The organism is Methylobacterium sp. WL12 (genome assembly GCF_008039475.1).
In the GTDB taxonomy this organism is placed as follows: domain Bacteria; phylum Pseudomonadota; class Alphaproteobacteria; order Rhizobiales; family Beijerinckiaceae; genus Methylobacterium; species Methylobacterium cerastii.
Genome location: NZ_VRUW01000010.1, coordinates 1 through 17,023, shown reverse-complemented (window position 1 = coordinate 17,023; position 17,023 = coordinate 1). Strand labels below are relative to the sequence as shown.

13 protein-coding genes and 1 pseudogene are annotated in these 17,023 nt (G+C 72.0%); 10 read left to right on the top strand and 4 right to left on the bottom strand.

The features are described 5' to 3' along the window. From FV226_RS06225 to FV226_RS06215, 3 genes are read right to left on the bottom strand one after another with little or no spacing between them, the layout of a single operon-like run. On the bottom strand, window positions 1-861 hold the full coding sequence (locus FV226_RS06225) for a formyltransferase family protein (RefSeq protein WP_147762217.1): 861 nt from the start codon (window positions 859-861) through the stop codon (window positions 1-3). Then, window positions 861-1,628 carry an SDR family NAD(P)-dependent oxidoreductase gene (locus FV226_RS06220; protein WP_147762216.1) on the bottom strand — a complete coding sequence of 256 codons (768 nt, stop codon included), beginning with the start codon at window positions 1,626-1,628 and terminating at the stop codon, window positions 861-863. Before FV226_RS06220 ends, FV226_RS06225 begins: the two co-directional genes overlap by 1 nt. Window positions 1,629-1,661: 33 nt before the next feature. Continuing rightward, on the bottom strand, window positions 1,662-2,969 hold the full coding sequence (locus tag FV226_RS06215; RefSeq protein WP_147762215.1) for a capsular biosynthesis protein: 1,308 nt from the start codon (window positions 2,967-2,969) through the stop codon (window positions 1,662-1,664). A 356-nt stretch (window positions 2,970-3,325) separates the two neighbouring features. On the opposite strand from FV226_RS06215, the gene FV226_RS06210 reads away from it, so the two are divergent. From FV226_RS06210 to FV226_RS06185, 6 genes are all read left to right on the top strand, one after another. Continuing rightward, entirely contained in the window at window positions 3,326-4,846 is a 1,521-nt protein-coding gene (locus FV226_RS06210; protein WP_147762214.1) for a capsular biosynthesis protein, read from the top strand. A 10-nt stretch (window positions 4,847-4,856) separates the two neighbouring features. After that, window positions 4,857-6,329 (top strand): LTA synthase family protein, encoded by a 1,473-nt coding sequence (locus FV226_RS06205; protein WP_147762213.1) that lies wholly within the window; start codon window positions 4,857-4,859, stop codon window positions 6,327-6,329. Window positions 6,330-6,571: 242 nt separating this feature from the next. Further along, window positions 6,572-7,741: a polysaccharide biosynthesis/export family protein gene (locus tag FV226_RS06200; RefSeq protein WP_147762212.1), complete on the top strand. Its 1,170-nt coding sequence runs from the start codon at window positions 6,572-6,574 to the stop codon at window positions 7,739-7,741. Window positions 7,742-8,469: 728 nt separating this feature from the next. Further along, complete coding sequence (locus tag FV226_RS06195; protein WP_147754128.1) at window positions 8,470-9,000, top strand: MucR family transcriptional regulator; 531 nt, start codon at window positions 8,470-8,472, stop codon at window positions 8,998-9,000. Between the two features lie 197 nt (window positions 9,001-9,197). Beyond that, entirely contained in the window at window positions 9,198-10,034 is an 837-nt protein-coding gene (locus tag FV226_RS06190) for an alpha/beta hydrolase (protein ID WP_147762211.1), read from the top strand. A 143-nt stretch (window positions 10,035-10,177) separates the two neighbouring features. Then, a complete protein-coding gene (locus FV226_RS06185; RefSeq protein WP_147754123.1) occupies window positions 10,178-11,671 on the top strand; it encodes a Do family serine endopeptidase in 1,494 nt (497 codons plus the stop codon). A gap of 80 nt (window positions 11,672-11,751) precedes the next feature. Here the strand turns inward: FV226_RS06185 and FV226_RS06180 are convergent, their stop codons facing one another. After that, a complete protein-coding gene (locus FV226_RS06180; RefSeq protein ID WP_147754124.1) occupies window positions 11,752-13,329 on the bottom strand; it encodes an EAL domain-containing protein in 1,578 nt (525 codons plus the stop codon). 273 nt (window positions 13,330-13,602) lie between these two features. Between FV226_RS06180 and FV226_RS06175 the strand changes: the two genes are divergently transcribed. The 4 genes and pseudogenes from FV226_RS06175 to FV226_RS06160 all read left to right on the top strand — a co-directional run. Further along, on the top strand, window positions 13,603-14,916 hold the full coding sequence (locus tag FV226_RS06175; RefSeq protein ID WP_147762210.1) for a replication-associated recombination protein A: 1,314 nt from the start codon (window positions 13,603-13,605) through the stop codon (window positions 14,914-14,916). Between the two features lie 8 nt (window positions 14,917-14,924). After that, window positions 14,925-15,254: a GlpM family protein gene (locus FV226_RS06170; RefSeq protein ID WP_147762209.1), complete on the top strand. Its 330-nt coding sequence runs from the start codon at window positions 14,925-14,927 to the stop codon at window positions 15,252-15,254. 71 nt (window positions 15,255-15,325) lie between these two features. Continuing rightward, window positions 15,326-16,573, top strand: coding sequence for an Hsp70 family protein (locus FV226_RS06165; RefSeq protein ID WP_147762208.1), 1,248 nt, complete (start codon window positions 15,326-15,328; stop codon window positions 16,571-16,573). Window positions 16,574-16,709: 136 nt separating this feature from the next. Beyond that, a pseudogene (locus FV226_RS06160) lies at window positions 16,710-17,023 on the top strand (hypothetical protein); the annotation flags it as partial.

Below are 17,023 nucleotides of genomic sequence, written 5' to 3'. Positions count from 1 at the left end.
TCAGGCGCCGCGGGCCGACAGGCTCAGGGCCTCGCGCAGGTCGCCGACATCCGTGAGGTAGCGCCGCTTGAGGCGCATCGCCTTGAGGAAGCCGGCATCGGGAAACGGGCAGTAGGGCAGGACGGGCACGGTGCGGCCCTCCGGCACCGCGCCGTCGCGAGCCACCACGTCCAGCACCCCGTCGAGCAGGAGCCGGCCGTGCTCGTGCAGGAGCACTGCGGCACGGGTCGCGGTCACGTCCGCAGGCAGCGCCACCTGCGCCTGTTCCAAGATCGCCCCGGCATCGATCGCCACGGCCAGCCGGTGGATCGACACGCCGAAGGCATCCGGCCCCTCGGCCAGCGCATGAATCGTCGGCACCGGCCCGCGATGGTGCGGCAGCAGGCCGGGATGGACGTTGAGGCCGCCGAGCCGCGCGGCCGCGATCGTCGCGCCCGAGAGGATCTGGTCGAAGTGGAAGGTGACGATCAGGTCCGGCGCGTGAAGCCACAACAGGTCGGCGACCTCGGGTCCGTTGACGTCGTCCACCGTCAGCGTCGGGACATCGCGCTGCCGGCACAGGGTCGCCAGCGGCGTCGCCTCGGGCGTGCCAGTGGTCCCGGCGATCCGCTGCGTCAGCGGGGCGACGAGCCGAAGCAGGTCCGGCAGGCCGAAGTTCACCGCCAGGTACGGCAGGAAGGCCGGCCCGGAGCGGGCGAGGTGGCGCCGGACCTGGCCGACGAGGCCTCCCGTCGAGGGCCGCTCGGCGTTCGACAGGCCGACGAAGGCGATCTCGCCGGCATGGTCGGCGACGAACCGGCGCACGGCGCGCGCGTTCGGCAGCGCTTCGAGGGCGAAGAGCGCGATCCTGGGCTTGCGCATCAGCGGCGCGGACGCAGCTGGAAGCGGAAGGCCCGCATGGCGGCGGTGCGCAGGAATTCCGGCGCGACGAGGCCGGCGCGGGCGAGGTGGAACAGCACGCTCGGGAAGGTGACGATCTCCTGGTTGCGCGCCAGCCCGCGGGCGATGCGCTCGGCGGCCTGGTCGGGGCTCATCTCCAGCGGACGCCAGCCCTTGAGCTGCCCGCCCATCGGCGTCTTCACGTAGCCCGGCATCACCACGTTCACCCGCACGCCCGTCGGTGCCAGCTTGGCGCGCAAGGCCTGGCCGTGCGCCACCAGCGCCGCCTTGGTGCCGCTGTAGGAGGGTGCGTCGGCGAGCGGCGCGTATGCGGCGAGCGAGGAGATCAGCCCGATCTGGCCCTGTCCCCGCGCCGCCATGGCGGTCACGCAGGGCAGGACGACGTTGAGGCAGCCGACGAGGTTGATGTCGAGGGTCTCGAAGGCGACGTCCTCGCTCTCGACCGCGCCGGTCGGGTGCCCGCCGTTGACGCCCGCGTTGGCGATCACGAGGTCGATCGGGCAGTCCGCGTCGAGCGCCCGGATCCAGGTGCGGACCGCCTCGCGGTCGCGCAGGTCCAGTGGCACGGTCGTCGCCTCCGCGCCGCGCGCGCGGCATTCGGCGGCCACCGCGGCGAGGCGGCCGGGATCGCGGGCGTTGAGGGTGAGGCGGTTTCCGGGCCGGGCGTAGCGACGGGCCAAAGCCGCGCCGATGCCGCTCGATGCGCCGGTGATCAGGATGTGGGGCATGGTCCGGGTGCTACCGCACGCCGGTCGGCCGGATCAATATACCTCGGCGAGGCGGCCGGTCCTGGCCTCGCCCTCGCGGATCGTTCGGGCGACGGCGACGAGGGCGTCGGGAAGCGCCGCCTCCATCCGCGGCACCGTGGCGGCGACGGCCCGCGCGATGGCGGATTTGGAGAAGTAGCCGCCGTTCACCTGCGTCCGGTGCAGCACGACGCGGCGGAAATCGGCCATCAGGCCGAGGTCCGGCGCGGTCGGCGCGGTCCAGAAGCCGTCGATGTCGCCCTGATGGGTGAGGCCGGGCATGTTGTAGATCGCGGTGCCGAGCGCCATGGTCGGCCGGCCCATCTCCAGCGAGAGCATCCCGACGGTGCTGTTGACGATCACCACGCCGCGGGCGCCGGCGATCAGGCTGGGCAGGTCGCCGCCGTCGATGAAGTCGAGGCGCTCGCTCACGCCGTGGCGGCGGGCCGAGGCGCGGGCGAACTTTCGCCAGTTGATCAGGCCGGCATCGAGGGGATGCAACTTCACCAGGAGGCGGCTCGGCGCCTCCGAGGCCTCGGCGAAGGACTTGATCACCCGGTCCATGAAGCCCTCGACCCCGAGGAAGGGGGAGTGCACGCGGATCTGGTAGTCGCTGTCGAGCTGGAGCGGCAGCAGGAAGTAGTCGCAGCCGACCGCGTTGTAGATCTCGTTGCAGCGCGCGGCCTCGCGCCGGGTGCGGCCGCGGCGGGAGAACTTCTTGATCCAGCCCGCATATTCCATCGCGATGTGCGTCGGGCGGTGGCTGCGGAAGCGCGGGTAGAGGTAGGGGAAGCAGACGTTGGCGACGTTGTAGCCGACGTCCCAGATGCTGCGGAGCGCCATGTCGCCGGTGGAGGGCATCGCGCGGCCGGGCTGCGGCAGGCGCCGCGCCACCGCCCGCACCGTCTCGGCGGTCTTCGGCAGGGTCGAGTATCCGTTCACGCCGCCGAGCTCGCAGGTGATCCAGTTCGGGCGGATGTAGCCCTCTTCGAACACGTGGACGCGCAGGCCCCGTGCGACCGCGACCGCGCGGGCGACGACGTGATAGGGGCGGCAATCGCCGAACAGGACGATGTCGGTGACGCCGTGGGTGGCGACGTAGGCGTCGAGCCAGGCTTCCCAGCCTGGGCGGGTGCCGCGGTAATGGTCGGCGTCGCCGCGCCAGAACAGCCAGTCGCCGGGGCAGAAGTTGATGCGGCGCACCCGATGCCCGCGGCCGGCGAGCGCCTTCCCGAGATCGGAGAAGAAGGTCGAGGCGAGCCCCTGGAGGAAGAGGAACGTCGCCGGGCTCGCATCGGTGGGATCTGGGCGAGGCTGAAGCATTCCGGAGCGCTCTGTACCTTCAGCAGACGGGACGGGGCCGCCATCACGGGTTGCACGGTCGAGACGGCCGGGCAATCCGAAGCCGCGCCGGCCCGCCGGATTCCGGCGGACCGTGGCCGTCCGGCCACGGCGTCGGGTCCGATCGCGAACCGCCTCCGAGCTAGGTGTCAATCGCGGCGGCGATATGTCCGGGCCGTGTCGCTCCCCAAGCGTATCGCGCACTCCCTTTGCGGAAGCATTCGCCTGCGGGGGCCGAAGTGGGATAAAGCCCGCGGAGCCTGGGCAGGGGCGCGTCGCGGCCGGCGCGATCCGATGCCCATCAGCCGGCCGGCCCGGAGCCCTCGACCGACGTGGTGATGCGCCCGACCCTTCCTGCCTCGCTCTTCGCCGTCGAACCCACGGTCCGGCTGTTGCGCGCCGAGATCGAGGCCGCCACCGGCAGCCGCTTCGGCGCGCCGGGCCTGGCAAGCGCCGCCGTCGTCTGGGGCGACGGCGCGGCCGCGAGGATGCTGCGGCTGGCCGGGCGTCCGGTGCTCGTGGTCGCCCCGGGGCCGCTGCTCAGCCCCTACGACCAGGCCGCGACCGGGTTTTCGAGCCTGACCCTGACTTTTGCCGGCGCGCCCGTCGGCGGGCGCGAGGCGCCGGGCGTCCACCATTTCGACCCCTGGACCCGCGCGCCCATCGATCGCGAGGACTGCGCCGAGCGCGTCGCCTGGCTCCGGGCGCGGTTTTCCGAGAACGCGCGGCGCGCCGTCTACGTCGGCATCTCGCGCTGGAAGCGGCCGGCGCTCGACGCCTTCGCCGTCGGCCCGGCGGGCGCGCCGATCCATACCATGACCACCGCCGACGCGGTGGCCGCCGCCAAGCGTCACGACGGGCAGGTGCTCGCCTGGGCGACCCGCGCTCCGGAGGCCCTGGAGAGCGCCTGCGCGGCGGCGGGCCTTCCGCTCGCGCGGGTCGAGGACGGCTTCCTGCGCTCGGTCGGCCTCGGCGCGAGCCTGCAGCCCGGCGCCTCGATCGTGGTGGACGATCGCGGCATCTACTACGATCCGCGGCGCGAGAGCCGGCTTTCGCGGATCCTGGCCGAGGCCGAATTCCCGGACGCCCTCGTCGCGCGGGCGAAGGCGTTGCGCGAGACGATCGTCGCGCGGCGGCTGAGCAAGTACAATGTCGGGCTGGCAGTGGCGGCGGGCGACTGGCCGGCGGGGCGGCGCATCGTGCTGGTGCCGGGGCAGGTCGAGGACGACGCCTCGGTCCGCTACGGCTCGCCCAACGTGCGCTCGAACCGCGCCCTGCTCCAGGCGGCGCGGGCGCGCAACCCGGATGCGTTCCTGCTCTACAAGCCGCACCCCGACGTCGAGGCCGGGTTCCGCCCCGGTGCGATCCCCGAGGCCGAGGCGATTGCGCTCGCCGACCGGATCGTCTCGGGCCTGAGCATCGTCGACCTGCTCGACCGGGTGCACCACGTCGAGACCATGACGTCGCTCGCAGGCTTCGAGGCGCTGATCCGGGGCCTGAGCGTCGCCACCCACGGGCGCCCGTTCTATGCCGGCTGGGGCCTGACCGAGGACCTCGCGCCGGGCACCGATCGCGGCCGCACGCTCGCCCTCGACGAGCTCGTCGCCGGCGCGCTGATCCTGTATCCGCGCTACCTCGACCCGGTGGCGATGAAGCCCTGCGGCCCCGAGCAGCTGCTCGACCGCCTCAGCGCCGCCCGCGCCGCCGCGCCCCCGAGCGCCCTGGCGCTCGGCCGGCTGGGCGGCGCCCTGATGCGGACCCGCTACCGCCTGCTGAACCCGATCGTGCGGGCGCTCCGCGCCCGGCGCGGCGTCGCATCGGGCGGTGCGTCGAATCCCGACAAGCCCGGCCACGGTTGACGCGTCCCCCATGTCCTTCCTCTTCGCGACGCTTGCCGCGTTCGCCCTCTGCCTGGCGATCGAGTTCGGCCTCGGCGACGTGCCGGGGCGCGCGAGCCGAAAAGCCGGCGACCTCGCGGTGCGGCTTTGCGCCTACGGGTTGATCCTGCTGTTCTGGTTCGTGTTCTCGTGGCGCCCGTGGCTGGCCGCGTCGAGCTGCGTGCTGACGGTGGCGATCCTCCACCTCGTCAGCCGCCTCAAGCGCGCGGTGATCGGCGAGCCGCTGGTGTTCTCCGATTTCGCGCTGCTGCCGCAGGTGCCGCGCCATCCGCAGCTCTACTACGTGCCGCCGCTCACCAGCCCGCGGATCGCTGGGCCGCTCCTGCTCGGGCTGGCCGGAATCGTGCTGTGGTACCGGATCGAGCCGAGCCTGCTGCCGGTGTCGCCCGCCGCCGCCGTGGCCGCCGTCGCCGCGCTTCCCCTCGGCCTCGCCGCGCTGATCGCCGCCGCCGGGCGCGGCCCCCTCGGCCGGTGGCTCGCCCGGTGCTTCCCGCGGCCGGACCTCGAGGGCGACCTCGCCCGCTTCGGCCTGCCCGCCTGCCTGATCGCCTACGCGCTGCGGTGGCGGGCCGAGCGCGCCCGCCCGGCCTCCGTCGCGGCGCCGGCGACCGTCCGGGCGCCGGGCGACGCCGTCGTGGTCGTGATCCAGCTCGAATCCTTCCTCGATCCCGAGCGGCTCGGCGGGCCGCACCTGCCGGCGATGGACCTGATCCGGGCGCGCGCGAGCGAGTACGGCCGCCTGCGGGTGCCCGCGCACGGCGCCTACACCATGCGGACCGAGCACGCGGTCCTCACCGGGCGGGCCGCGGGCGAGCTCGGCTTCGGCGTGTTCGATCCCTACCTCGCCTCGGGCGGGAACGAGCCGGACAGCCTCGCCCGCGCCGCCCGGCGAAACGGCTACGCCACCACCTTCGTCCACCCGTTCCACCGCGACTTCTTCCAGCGCGCCCGGGTGATGAAGGCGTTCGGCTTCGAGACCCTGGTGATGGAGGAGGCGTTCGCCGACGCGCCCCGGGTCGGCCCCTATGTCGGCGACGCCGCCTTCGGGGCGCGCGTGCGCGCCGAGGTCGCGGCACGGCGCGGGCCGCTGTTCCTGTTCGGCGTCACCATGGAGAACCACGGGCCCTGGAAGCCGGGCCGCCTTCCGGGCATCGACGACCCGCTGGCGCAGTACCTCCACCATGTCGCCGCCGCCGGGCGGATGGTCGAGGACCTCGTGGCGGCGCTGACGGGGCTCGATGCGATGCTCTGCGTCTACGGCGACCACGCGCCCGCGCTCCCGACCTGCCGGCCGGGCTTCGGCGACAGAGCGACGGACTACGCGCTGTTCCGGTTCGGCCCCGCCGCCGCGGGCGCCCCCCGGCGGGTCGATCGCACCGCGGACGACCTCGGTCGCCGCCTGCGGGCGGCAATCGGCCGGGACGCGCCATCACCGCACACCTGAGAACAAGCGTGGCCGTGCCACGGTGGTGACGCAATGCCGGGCGATGTCCGGGGCGCGCGCTTCCGGCGATCGTTAAAGCGATGGCAGGCTTTGGCGCGCAACGTCGAGCCACCAGGTCCGCGCTCCGTCCGCCCGCGCTCCGGCGAGGGCTCGGTTCGCACGGGCTCGCGACGCAGACGACAGGGTCATACGCGGGTTGTGTCCGGCCTCATCGGGGCGGGATCGGCCCCGGGAGTTCGAAGATGGTTCGTTTCACGGCGCTGTTCGCGCTGACCGCCTGCCTCGTCGGCGGCTGTTCGGTCCTTCCGGCTTCGGGTCCGACGGCGCGGGCCGTCGAGGCGGGGGCCGAGGTCTCGACGCCGGAGGGGCTGCTGGCGCGCTACGAGCTCGTCGACGTGACGCCGGCCGTGATCGAGGCCCTGCGCGGACGCCCGCTCGACAGCCTGCTCGCCTCCTTCGGCGACAAGCGCCCCTCGATCGAGCCGGTGATCGGGGTCGGCGACTACGTCGCCGTCTCGGTCTGGGAAGCCGGCTCCGGCGGCCTGTTCTCAGGACCCCTCGTCGCCGACCGCTTCTCCGCCGGCTCGAAGTCCGCCCTCATCCCCGAGCAGGCGGTCGGCCGCGACGGCGCGATCTCGGTGCCCTACGCCGGGCGCATCCACGTCGCCGGACGCCGCACCCAGGACGTCCAGACGCTGATCGAGAACGAGCTCGCCGGCAAGGCGATCCAGCCGCAGGTGCTGGTCTCGGTCACCAAGCCGATCTCGCAGGCCGTCACCGTCACCGGCGAGGCGGTCGCCGGCGCCCGCCTGCCGCTCTCCACCGGCGGCGACCGCCTCCTCGACGTCGTGGCCTCGGCCGGCGGCGTGCGCTCGCCCGTCTCCGAGACCTTCGTGCGCCTCTCGCGCGGGGACCGCACCACCACCGTGCCGATGACGACCCTGGTGGCCAACCCGCGCGAGAACATCTACCTGCGCCCCAACGACGTGCTGACCCTGGTGCGCGACCCCCAGACCTTCCTCGCGGTGGGCGCGCTCGGCAACGCCACCGAGCTGCCGTTCTCGGCCGAGGGCATCACGCTGGCCCAGGCGCTGGCCAAGGCGCGCGGCCTGTCCGACTTCCAGGCCGACCCCGCCGGAACCTTCGTGTTCCGCTTCGAGCCGGCCGCGGTGGTGCGCCGCCTCAACCCGGCCTCGCCGCTGCTGACCACCCCGGTGGTCCCGGTCGTCTACCGCATCGACATGCGCGACCCCAACAGCCTGTTCACCTCCCAGGCCTTCCGCATGCGCAACCGCGACCTCGTCTACGTCTCCAACGCCCCCTTCACCGAAGTCTCCAAGGTCGTCAGCGTCTTCTCCACCGTCGCAGGACCCGTCGCCTCCGCCGCATCCGTCTACGCCTACGCACGGTAGACGCCGACCGGACCCGCGCCGCCGCCGAACGCCGCCGCATAGCCCTCGCCGTCGTCCCCAGGCGCCGAGGGCGAGCCCGGCCGAGGCGGCACCGCGTCGGGGCGGCACTACCGGGTCGAATAGGATCGAGCTGCCGCTGCCGCGCGGACGCGCCGGCTTCGCCCCAGCAAGCCTTTTCCAGACTACCACGCTCCAATTTTAAGCCCGTCCGGTCGCTCCCCGGATGGCTTCGACGTGGATCCGAGCCCGATGCCGCTCCTGGGTCCGGGCCGTCCGTCGATTGGTCGGACTTAGACCGCGCAGCGCGCTCGCGAGATGTTCGGCGTGAAGATCGCGCCGTCTTTCGATCCGGACATCGTCGCACCGTGCAACTCCGCGTCGGGGGCGGACGCGGCAAAATGCATCCCAGGGCTACCTCATCGATACGGCGTTCGGCGTTCGGACACGCACAATCGATGCGCGCGCGACACCGGCAATTTATCCCAACAACGTTCGCTCAATAGGGCACAGACGGACAATTGCGCACAATTTAGTTCAATCGGGGCTACATTCCCGAACGTTTGTGCGCATCGCCGCGGCTCTTGATCAGAGGATAGCGCCGGAGTACCGCCGATCCCGGTGGATTTCCTCGGAAAACGGGCGAAAACCACGAAATAATCTTGCCCGCCACCAAAACTGAGCTTACGGTCGGTACTATCATTCGAACTCACGATGACGGACCGAACAACATGAGCGAACCAGACGTCGACAGGGCCCGTTTCATCACGTTGGCCGCGGATATCGTCTCCGCCTATGTCAGCAACAATCACGTCCAGAGCGTCGAACTGCCGAAGCTCCTGAGCGATGTGCACGAGGCGATCGTCGGCGTTTCGGGCGCCAACGGGCCGGTCGCCGAGGTCGGGCCACCCAAGGCGACCGCGCCGGAGATCCGCCGCTCGGTGACGCCGGATTACCTGATCAGCTTCGAGGACGGAAAGCAGTACAAGACCCTGCGCCGGCATCTCACCCTGCGCGGCCTATCGCCCGAGCAGTATCGCGCCAAGTGGGGCCTCGCGCCCGACTATCCGATGACCTCGCAAAGCTATTCGGAGCAGCGCTCCGAACTCGCCCGCGCCCTGGGCCTCGGCCAGCAGCGCCGCAAGAACGTGGCGAAGTCCGCCGCGCCCGAGCCGGTGGTCACCGAGGAGGCGGCAGCCGAAAGCGAGGCCGACGCCCCCGCCAAGAAGCCCCGCGCCGCCCGGAAGAAGAAGGACGCCTGAGGCTCACACCGCTTCGGCAGGACTCTCCCGGACTTCCACGGCATCGAATGGCCGGAGGCGCGAGCGCGCCTCCGGCCATTCGGCGTCATGGGGTCCGCTCCCTCGGAACGTTCGACGCGGCCGGTTGCTTCCCGTCCGCGACGGGCGTCCCGGCATCGTTCGGCAGCCGCCGACGGATATCCGAGCAGGAGCGAGACATGGCCATCCGCGACACGGCCTTCATCCGGACCGGGGACGGCACCCGGCTCTACGTCAAGGATTGGGGCACCGGCCGGCCGGTGGTGCTGATCCACGGTTGGCCCCTCGACGCCGACATGTGGGAGCACCAGATGCCGGCGCTGGCCGAGGTCGGCTACCGGGTCGTCGCCTACGACCGACGCGGCTTCGGCCGGTCCGACCAGCCCTGGACCGGCTACGACTACGACACCTTCGCCGACGACCTGAAGGCGGTGCTCGACGGCCTCGACCTCCAGGACGTCGCCCTCGTCGGCTTCTCGATGGGCGGCGGCGAGATCGCGCGCTACATGTCCCGCCACGCGGGCGCACGGGTCACGAAAGCCGTGCTGGTCTCGGCGGTGACGCCCTACATGCTCAAGTCCGGCGACAACCCGGACGGCGTCGACGGCGGCGTCTTCCAGGGCATGGTCGACGGACTCCGGAAGGACCGCCCGGCCTTCCTCGCGAACTTCGCCAAGACCTTCTTCGGCGCCGGCGTGTTCCATTCCCCGGTCTCGGCCGAGACGATGACCTGGGCCGGAAACCTGGCGATGCTGGCCTCGCCCAAGGCGACGACGGCCTGCGTGACCGCCTTCGGCACCACCGACTTCCGGGGTGACATGGCGCATTTCAGGGTGCCGACCCTGGTGATCCACGGCGACGACGACCAGACCGTGCCGATCGACGTGTCGGGCAAAGTAGCCGCCGCCGCGATCCCCGGCGCCACGCTCGTGGTCTACGAGGGCGCGCCGCACGCGGTGCCGTTCAGCCATGCCGAGCGGCTGAACGCCGACCTGCTGGCCTTTCTGAAGGGCTGAGCCGCGGTGCGCGGGCCGGCGGACCGGGCTCTCGCGCGCCGCATTCGACCGCGATAGACAGGCCGCGATCGCATGTCGGTCCGGGCCGTCCCACCGCGCGGACGGCCCGGCGCCCCGACGGCCTCGAGCGCCCGGAGTCCTGCATGCCCCATCCGTCTTCCCTCGCCGCCCTGGCCGTCGCGCTGATGCTGGCCGGCGGCCCCGCCGCCGCGCAGATGGCCAGGACGCCCGACAAGACGCCCGACAAGACCTCGGACGCGCCGCCGGCCCGGCTCGCGACGCCCGACAAGGCGGCGCCCGCAAGCAAGGGCGAGGTGCAGCTCTCCTTCGCCCCCGTCGTGAAGCGGGCGGCGCCCTCGGTGGTCAACGTCTACGCCTCGCACATCGACAAGCGGCCCAACGCCCGCACCAGCGCCATGGACGAGTTCATGCGCCGGTTCTTCGGCGCGGAAGGCGGGCGCGGGCAGGGCGGCTCCCCGGGCGAGCGGGCGCAGAAATCCCTCGGCTCGGGGGTGATCGTCGACGGGTCGGGCCTGATCATCACCAACAACCACGTCATCGACAACATGAACGAGGTCCGCGTCTCGCTGGCCGACCGGCGCGAGTTCGAGGCGACGATCGTGCTGCGCGATCCGCGCACCGACCTCGCGGTGATCCGCATCACCAACCCGGCCGGCGGCCTCGTCGCGATGCCGTTCGGTGATTCGGAAAGCCTCGAGGTCGGCGACTTCGTGATGGCGATCGGCAACCCGTTCGGCGTCGGCCAGACGGTGACGCAGGGCATCGTCTCCGCGCTGGCGCGCACCCAGGTCGGCTCGTCGGACTACCAGTTCTTCATCCAGACCGACGCCGCGATCAATCCGGGCAATTCCGGCGGCGCGCTCGTCGACCTGCGCGGGCACCTGGTCGGGATCAACACCGCGATCTACTCGCAGTCCGGCGGCAGCCACGGCATCGGCTTCGCGATCCCGGCGAGCATGGTGAAGGCCGTGGTCGAGACCGCCAAGAACGGCGCCACCACCGTGCGGCGGCCCTGGCTCGGGGCGCGCGTCCAGAGCGTGACGCCGGACATCGCCGAGAGCATGGGCCTCGACCACCCGACCGGCGTCCTCGTGGCGAGCCTGCAGGCCAAGAGCCCGGCCGACGAGGCCGGGCTGAAGCGCGGCGACCTGATCCTGACCGTCGACGGCCAAAACGTCGACGACCCGGAAGCCTTCGGCTACCGATTCGCGCTCAAGGGCATCACCGGCCAGACCAAGTTCGGCATCCTGCGCGGCACCAGCCGCAGCACCCTGCCGGTGAAGCTGGTGCCGGCGCCCGAGACGCGGCCGCGCGACGTGCTCAAGGTCCGCACCCGCTCGCCGTTCCTCGGCGCCACGCTGATCAACACCTCGCCCGCCGTGGCCGAGGAGATGCTGGTGGACTTCCCCGTCGATGGCGTCGCGGTGCAGGCCGTGGACGAGAACTCCATCGCGGCCCGTGCCGGCCTGCAGAAGGGCGACATGCTGGTCTCGATCAACGGCCAGCCGGTCTCCACGACGAAGGACGTCGAACGCGCCACCCGCACGGTCCAGAACGCCTGGGAGGTCGCGATCAACCGCAACGGCGAGGTGCTGACCTCGATGTTCGGCGGCTGAGAATCGGCAGGCCGGGCCGAAGCCCGGCCTTCATACCAAAATTCGGTCGATCCCTTCGGGATGGCGGATTTGGGCTTCGCTCAGGCGGCCTGGAGCGCGAGGGCCTTGGCCTGGATCTCCTCGACCGGCGCCCCGATCAGGGCGGTGATCGCCTCCTTCGGCATCGGCGCGCCGAACAGGTAGCCCTGGCCGTAGTCGCAGCCCTGGTCCGACAGCCAGTCGACGCTGGCGTCGGTCTCGATCCCTTCGGCGGTGGTGACGAGCCCGAGGCTGGCGCCGAGCTTGATGATCGCGTCGACGAGCTTGGCCCGTTCCGCGCTCATGGTGATCGTGTCGACGTAGGTGCGGTCGATCTTGAGCTTGTCGAACTTCAATTCGCGCAGGTGGTAGAGGCTGGAATAGCCCGTGCCGAAGTCGTCGAGGGCGATGCGCACGCCGAGGTTCTGCAGCGAGGTCAGGGTCGTGCGGGCCGCCTCCAGGTCCTGGACCAGGGCCGTCTCGGTGATCTCGACCTCCAGGCGGCTCGGGGAGAAGCCGGTCTCGGTGAGGATCGCGAGGATGCGCTCGCACAGCCACCGGTCCTGGAACTGCTGCGGCGCGATGTTCACCGCGAGCTGGAAGTGGGACGGCCAATCGCGGGCGTCGAGGCAGGCTTGGCGCAGGAGCTTCATGCTGAGCTCGGAGATCAGGCCGGTCTCCTCGGCGATCCCGATGAAGCTCGCCGGGGCGAGCAGGCCGCGGACCGGGTGACGCCAGCGCGCGAGCACCTCGACGCCGACCAGCGTCTTCTCCGGCAGCGTCACCACGGGCTGGTAGAACGGCTCGATCTCGCCGTTCGCGATCGCCTCGCGCAACTCGCTTTCGAGCTGCGCGCGGGCCTTGAGCTCGAGGTCCATCGCGCTCTTGAACACGCGGAACACGCCGCGGCCGTCCTTCTTGCCCTGGTACATGGCGAGGTCGGCGGCGTGCAGCACCACGTCGGCGTCGGCCTGGTCGGCCGAGATCAGGGCGATGCCGATGGTCGCGCCGACCTTCAGCTCGTTGCCCTGCCACTGGATCGGCGCGGCGATGGAGGCGATCACCGCCTGGGCGAGGCGGGACAGGCCGTCGCTGCCGCCGTCGAGCGGCACGAGCAGCGCGAACTCGTCGCCGCCGAGGCGGGCCGCGAGGCCGCCCTCGGGGGTCAGGGCGGACAGGCGCTCGGCCACCGCGCACAGCACGGCGTTGCCGGCCGCATGCCCGTAGATGTCGTTGACCGGCTTGAAGCGGTCGAGGTCGACCAGCAGCACGGCCTGCGTCGGGACCAGGCTCGCGGCCGCCCGGCGGCGCTCCAGCGTCTCCAGGAACAGGCGGCGGTTGGCGAGGCCGGTCAGCACGTCGTGGCGCGCCACCGCCTCGGCCTCGGCGGCAGTGATGTCGCGCTCGCGCATCGCCACCCGCAGGAGCAGGGATTTCCGCAGGCTCGCCGCGAACACGGCCAGGCCCATCAGGGCGACCAGCATGAACGCGTTCGAGAGGTCGTTGGCGTGGATGAAGGCGTTGAGGCTGGAGAAGACCTGGAACTGGATGCCGATGATCCACAGGCAGCCGCAGATCATCAGCAGGCACAGGGCCTCGTAGAGCTCTCCCTCTCCCCAGCTGCCGCGTTTCCGGATCATGCGTCGTCCCCCGTGAGCGGGCTCGACAGGACCACGGGTGGACTTAAGGGACTCTCACGCGGCACGGCCGCTCGCGGCGTCACCGTTGCTTTCGCTGCGTCCGGACGAACACTTCGTCCGCGTGAGTTAACAGGGTGTTTTCCGAAACGAAGACGGTTGCGGCGATGGTGTCGCACGGGCTCCGCCCGGACGGGTGGCCGGCGGCGCGCCTCCGTCGGCTTCTGCCGGGCGGCGCCTCTTGCCGAGCGTGGGCCGCAGGGTGTTGATGCGGGCATGCCCGACCTCTTCGCAACCGCCGGCCTCGACGCCTCGGCGCCCCGTCCGCTCGCCGACCGGCTCAGGCCGGGCACGCTCGCCGAGGTCGTCGGCCAGGACCACCTCACCGGCCCGGACGGGGCGCTGACGCGGCTGTTGCGCGGGAAAAGCTTCGGCTCGCTGGTGTTCTGGGGACCGCCGGGCACCGGCAAGACCACCGTGGCGCGCCTGCTCGCGCACGAGACCGACCTGCATTTCGAGCAGATCTCGGCGATCTTCTCCGGCGTGCCCGACCTGCGCAAGGTGTTCGAGGCCGCACGCAAGCGCCGGGCGACGGGGCAGGGGACGCTGCTCTTCGTCGACGAGATCCACCGCTTCAACCGGGCGCAGCTCGACGCCTTCCTCCCCGTGATGGAGGACGGGACGGTGACGCTGGTCGGCGCGACGACGGAGAACCCGTCCTTCGAGCTGAACGCGGCGTTGCTGTCGCGCGCCCGGGTCCTGCTGTTCCGGGCGCTGGACGACGCGGCGATCGCCAAGCTGATCGCCCGGGCCGAGGACCTGACCGGCCAGGCGCTGCCGCTCACCGAGGAGGCCCGGGGCGTCCTGATCCGCATGGCCGACGGCGACGGGCGCGCGGCATTGACTCTGTGCGAGGGGATCTGGCGCTCGGCCAAGCCCGACGAGATCCTCGACGCGGAGGTGCTGCAGACCCTCGTCCAGCGCCGCGCGCCGATCTACGACAAGGCGCAGGAGGGCCACTACAACCTGATCAGCGCGCTGCATAAGACGGTGCGCGGCTCGGACCCGGACGCGGCCCTGTACTACCTGTGCCGGATGCTCGACGGCGGCGAGGACCGCCTGTTCATCGCCCGGCGCCTGGTGCGGATGGCGGTGGAGGATATCGGGCTCGCCGACCCGCAGGCCCTGGTGATCACGACGGCCGCCAAGGACGCGTTCGACTTCCTCGGCAGCCCCGAGGGCGAACTCGCGCTGGCGCAGGCGGTGATCTACCTCGCCTGCGCCCCGAAATCGAACGCGGCCTACGAGGCCTACAAGGCGGCGACCCGCATCGCGAAGGAGCACGGCTCGCTGCCGCCGCCGCGCACCATCCTCAACGGCTCGACCAAGCTCATGAAGCGGCTCGGCTACGGCGAGGGCTACCGCTACGACCACGACGAGCCGGAGGCGTTCTCCGGCCAGGATTACTGGCCGGAACGGCTCGGCCGCCAGCACCTCTACGCGCCGACCGACCGCGGTATGGAAAGCCGCTACCGCGACCGGCTCGCGCATTGGGAAGAGCTGCGCCGGGAACGGCGCGGGGAGGGGTGAGCGGCGCCGTGGACGTCCTGCTCAAAGGCGTGGCCGGCGGCCTCGTGACGATGGCGATCGTGCTGGCGTCGCGTCGCGGCAACGTCCTGCCCGGCATCCTGCCGTTGGCGCCGACCTTCGCGATCATCGCCCTGCTGGCGGTCGGCGCGAAGGGCGAGGCCGGCGCCTTCCGCGAGACCTGCCTGGCGGGCTTTCGCACGATTCCTGCTTACCTGGTCTTCCTCGCGGTGGCGTGGTGGATCGGCGGATCCTTCGACTACCGCCTGGCGCTCCTCGGCGGGCTCTGCGCCTGGCTCGTGGTCGCGCTCGCGCTGTTCCTAGGGCCGCGCTGGCTCTGAAGCGCTGGACCCCGCGCCCGCCAGCCTGTAGGGCAGCCGCCCCCACGAACACCGGCGAAAGACGACACTTGATGGCGGCCTGCGGCCTCGATTTCGGCACGTCGAACACGACGCTCGGACACCGCGCCCCGGCGGGTCCGCGCCTCGTTCCCCTGGAGGGGCGCCACCTCACCATCCCGAGCGCGATCTTCTTCGAGCCGAACCGCGCCGCGGTGATCGGGCGGGCGGCGACGGAGGCCTACGTCGAGGGAACGCCGGGCCGGATGATGCGCAGCCTCAAGTCGGTGCTGGGCTCGGGGCTGATCGACGAGACGACGCCGGTGGGCCGCGAGCGCGTGCGCTTCCGCGACGTGATCGGGCGCTACCTCGGCGCGGTGAAGGCGCGGGCCGAGGCCGCCGCCGGCGAGACCTTCGACACCGTGGTGCACGGGCGTCCGGTGCACTTCGTCGACGGCGACGCGGCGGGCGACCGCCGGGCCGAGGACACCCTGCGCGAGATCGCGCAAAGCATCGGCTTCCGCCACGTCTCGTTCCAGTACGAGCCGATCGCGGCGGCGCTCGACCACGAGCAGAGCGTCCGGCGCGAGGAGATCGCGCTGATCGCCGACATCGGCGGCGGCACCTCCGACTTCTCGATCGTGCGCCTCTCGCCCGAGCGTCACGCCAAGGCGGAGCGAGCCGACGACATCCTCGCCAACGACGGCGTGCGCATCGGCGGCACCGACTTCGACCGCTTCCTCAGCCTCGGCACGGTGATGCCGCTGCTCGGCCTCGGCAGCCCGATGAAGCGGGCCGAGCTGCTGGTGCCGAACGCCTACTTCCACGACCTCGCCACCTGGTCGAGCATCAACCGGCTCTACAACCCCAAGACCCTGCGCGAGATCGCCGAGATCATCCGCGACGGCGCGCGGCCGGACCTCGTCGAGCGGCTGCGCACGGTGGTCGAGCTGGAGCGCGGGCATTCGCTGGCCATCGCCGTCGAGGGCGCCAAGATCGCCGCCTCGAACGACGGCGCCTCGGACGTCGACCTCGACTGGGTCGAGCCCGGGCTCGCCGCCCCCGTGGACCGGACCGCCCTCGTCGCCCACACCGACACCCTGGCGACGCGGATCTCCGAGCGGGTCGGGCGCTGCCTCGCCCAGGCGGGCCTCACCGCCGACCGGATCGATTCGCTGTTCCTCACCGGCGGCTCCACCGGCCTTCCGCATGTCCGCCAGGGACTCACCGCCTGCCTGCCGGGCGCCCGCGTGGTGGAAGGCGACACCTTCGGCTCGGTCGGCATCGGGCTTACCCTGGAGGCGATCCGCCGGGCGGCGTGAGGGCGAAGGCATCGGGCCCCGAGGGCTGCCGACCGACGGATCCCCGACGGTGCCGAACGGCAGGACGACCCGACGCCGGCCTGCCGTGCGGGCGGCGCGAATTGTCGCCGGTGCGGGCGGGTGTTAACGCGCTTGCATGACAGGCAATCCACCACGCGGCGGCAAGGGTTCGGGCAAGGGTCCGGGGACGGGCTTTGGCAAAGGCGCAGGCAAGAGCGTCGGCAAGGGCTCCGGCCGGCCGCCCTCGCCGAAATCCGCCGAGGGCAAGGCTGCGGCCAGCAAGGGCGCGAGCCGCGGCCCCCGCTCCGGCGCGCCCGGAAAAACCCGGTTCGGCCGTCCGGAGCGGGCCGGCACCGGCCCGCGCACCTCGGCCCTGGCGGCGGCCCAGCGCGCGGCCCAGCTGCGCGGCGACGACGCGACCGCGCGCTCGCCCTGGGGCGAGGTCGAGGG

Excerpts from the sequence above, each read along its gene's own strand:
- FV226_RS06225 (WP_147762217.1), bottom strand. The coding sequence starts at position 861 with ATGCGCAAGCCCAGGATCGCGCTCTTCGCCCTCGAAGCGCTGCCGAAC.
- FV226_RS06220 (WP_147762216.1), bottom strand. The coding sequence starts at position 1,628 with ATGCCCCACATCCTGATCACCGGCGCATCGAGCGGCATCGGCGCGGCT.
- FV226_RS06215 (WP_147762215.1), bottom strand. The coding sequence starts at position 2,969 with ATGCTTCAGCCTCGCCCAGATCCCACCGATGCGAGCCCGGCGACGTTC.
- FV226_RS06210 (WP_147762214.1), top strand. The coding sequence starts at position 3,326 with ATGCGCCCGACCCTTCCTGCCTCGCTCTTCGCCGTCGAACCCACGGTC.
- FV226_RS06205 (WP_147762213.1), top strand. The coding sequence starts at position 4,857 with ATGTCCTTCCTCTTCGCGACGCTTGCCGCGTTCGCCCTCTGCCTGGCG.
- FV226_RS06200 (WP_147762212.1), top strand. The coding sequence starts at position 6,572 with ATGGTTCGTTTCACGGCGCTGTTCGCGCTGACCGCCTGCCTCGTCGGC.
- FV226_RS06195 (WP_147754128.1), top strand. The coding sequence starts at position 8,470 with ATGAGCGAACCAGACGTCGACAGGGCCCGTTTCATCACGTTGGCCGCG.
- FV226_RS06190 (WP_147762211.1), top strand. The coding sequence starts at position 9,198 with ATGGCCATCCGCGACACGGCCTTCATCCGGACCGGGGACGGCACCCGG.
- FV226_RS06185 (WP_147754123.1), top strand. The coding sequence starts at position 10,178 with ATGCCCCATCCGTCTTCCCTCGCCGCCCTGGCCGTCGCGCTGATGCTG.
- FV226_RS06180 (WP_147754124.1), bottom strand. The coding sequence starts at position 13,329 with ATGATCCGGAAACGCGGCAGCTGGGGAGAGGGAGAGCTCTACGAGGCC.
- FV226_RS06175 (WP_147762210.1), top strand. The coding sequence starts at position 13,603 with ATGCCCGACCTCTTCGCAACCGCCGGCCTCGACGCCTCGGCGCCCCGT.
- FV226_RS06165 (WP_147762208.1), top strand. The coding sequence starts at position 15,326 with ATGGCGGCCTGCGGCCTCGATTTCGGCACGTCGAACACGACGCTCGGA.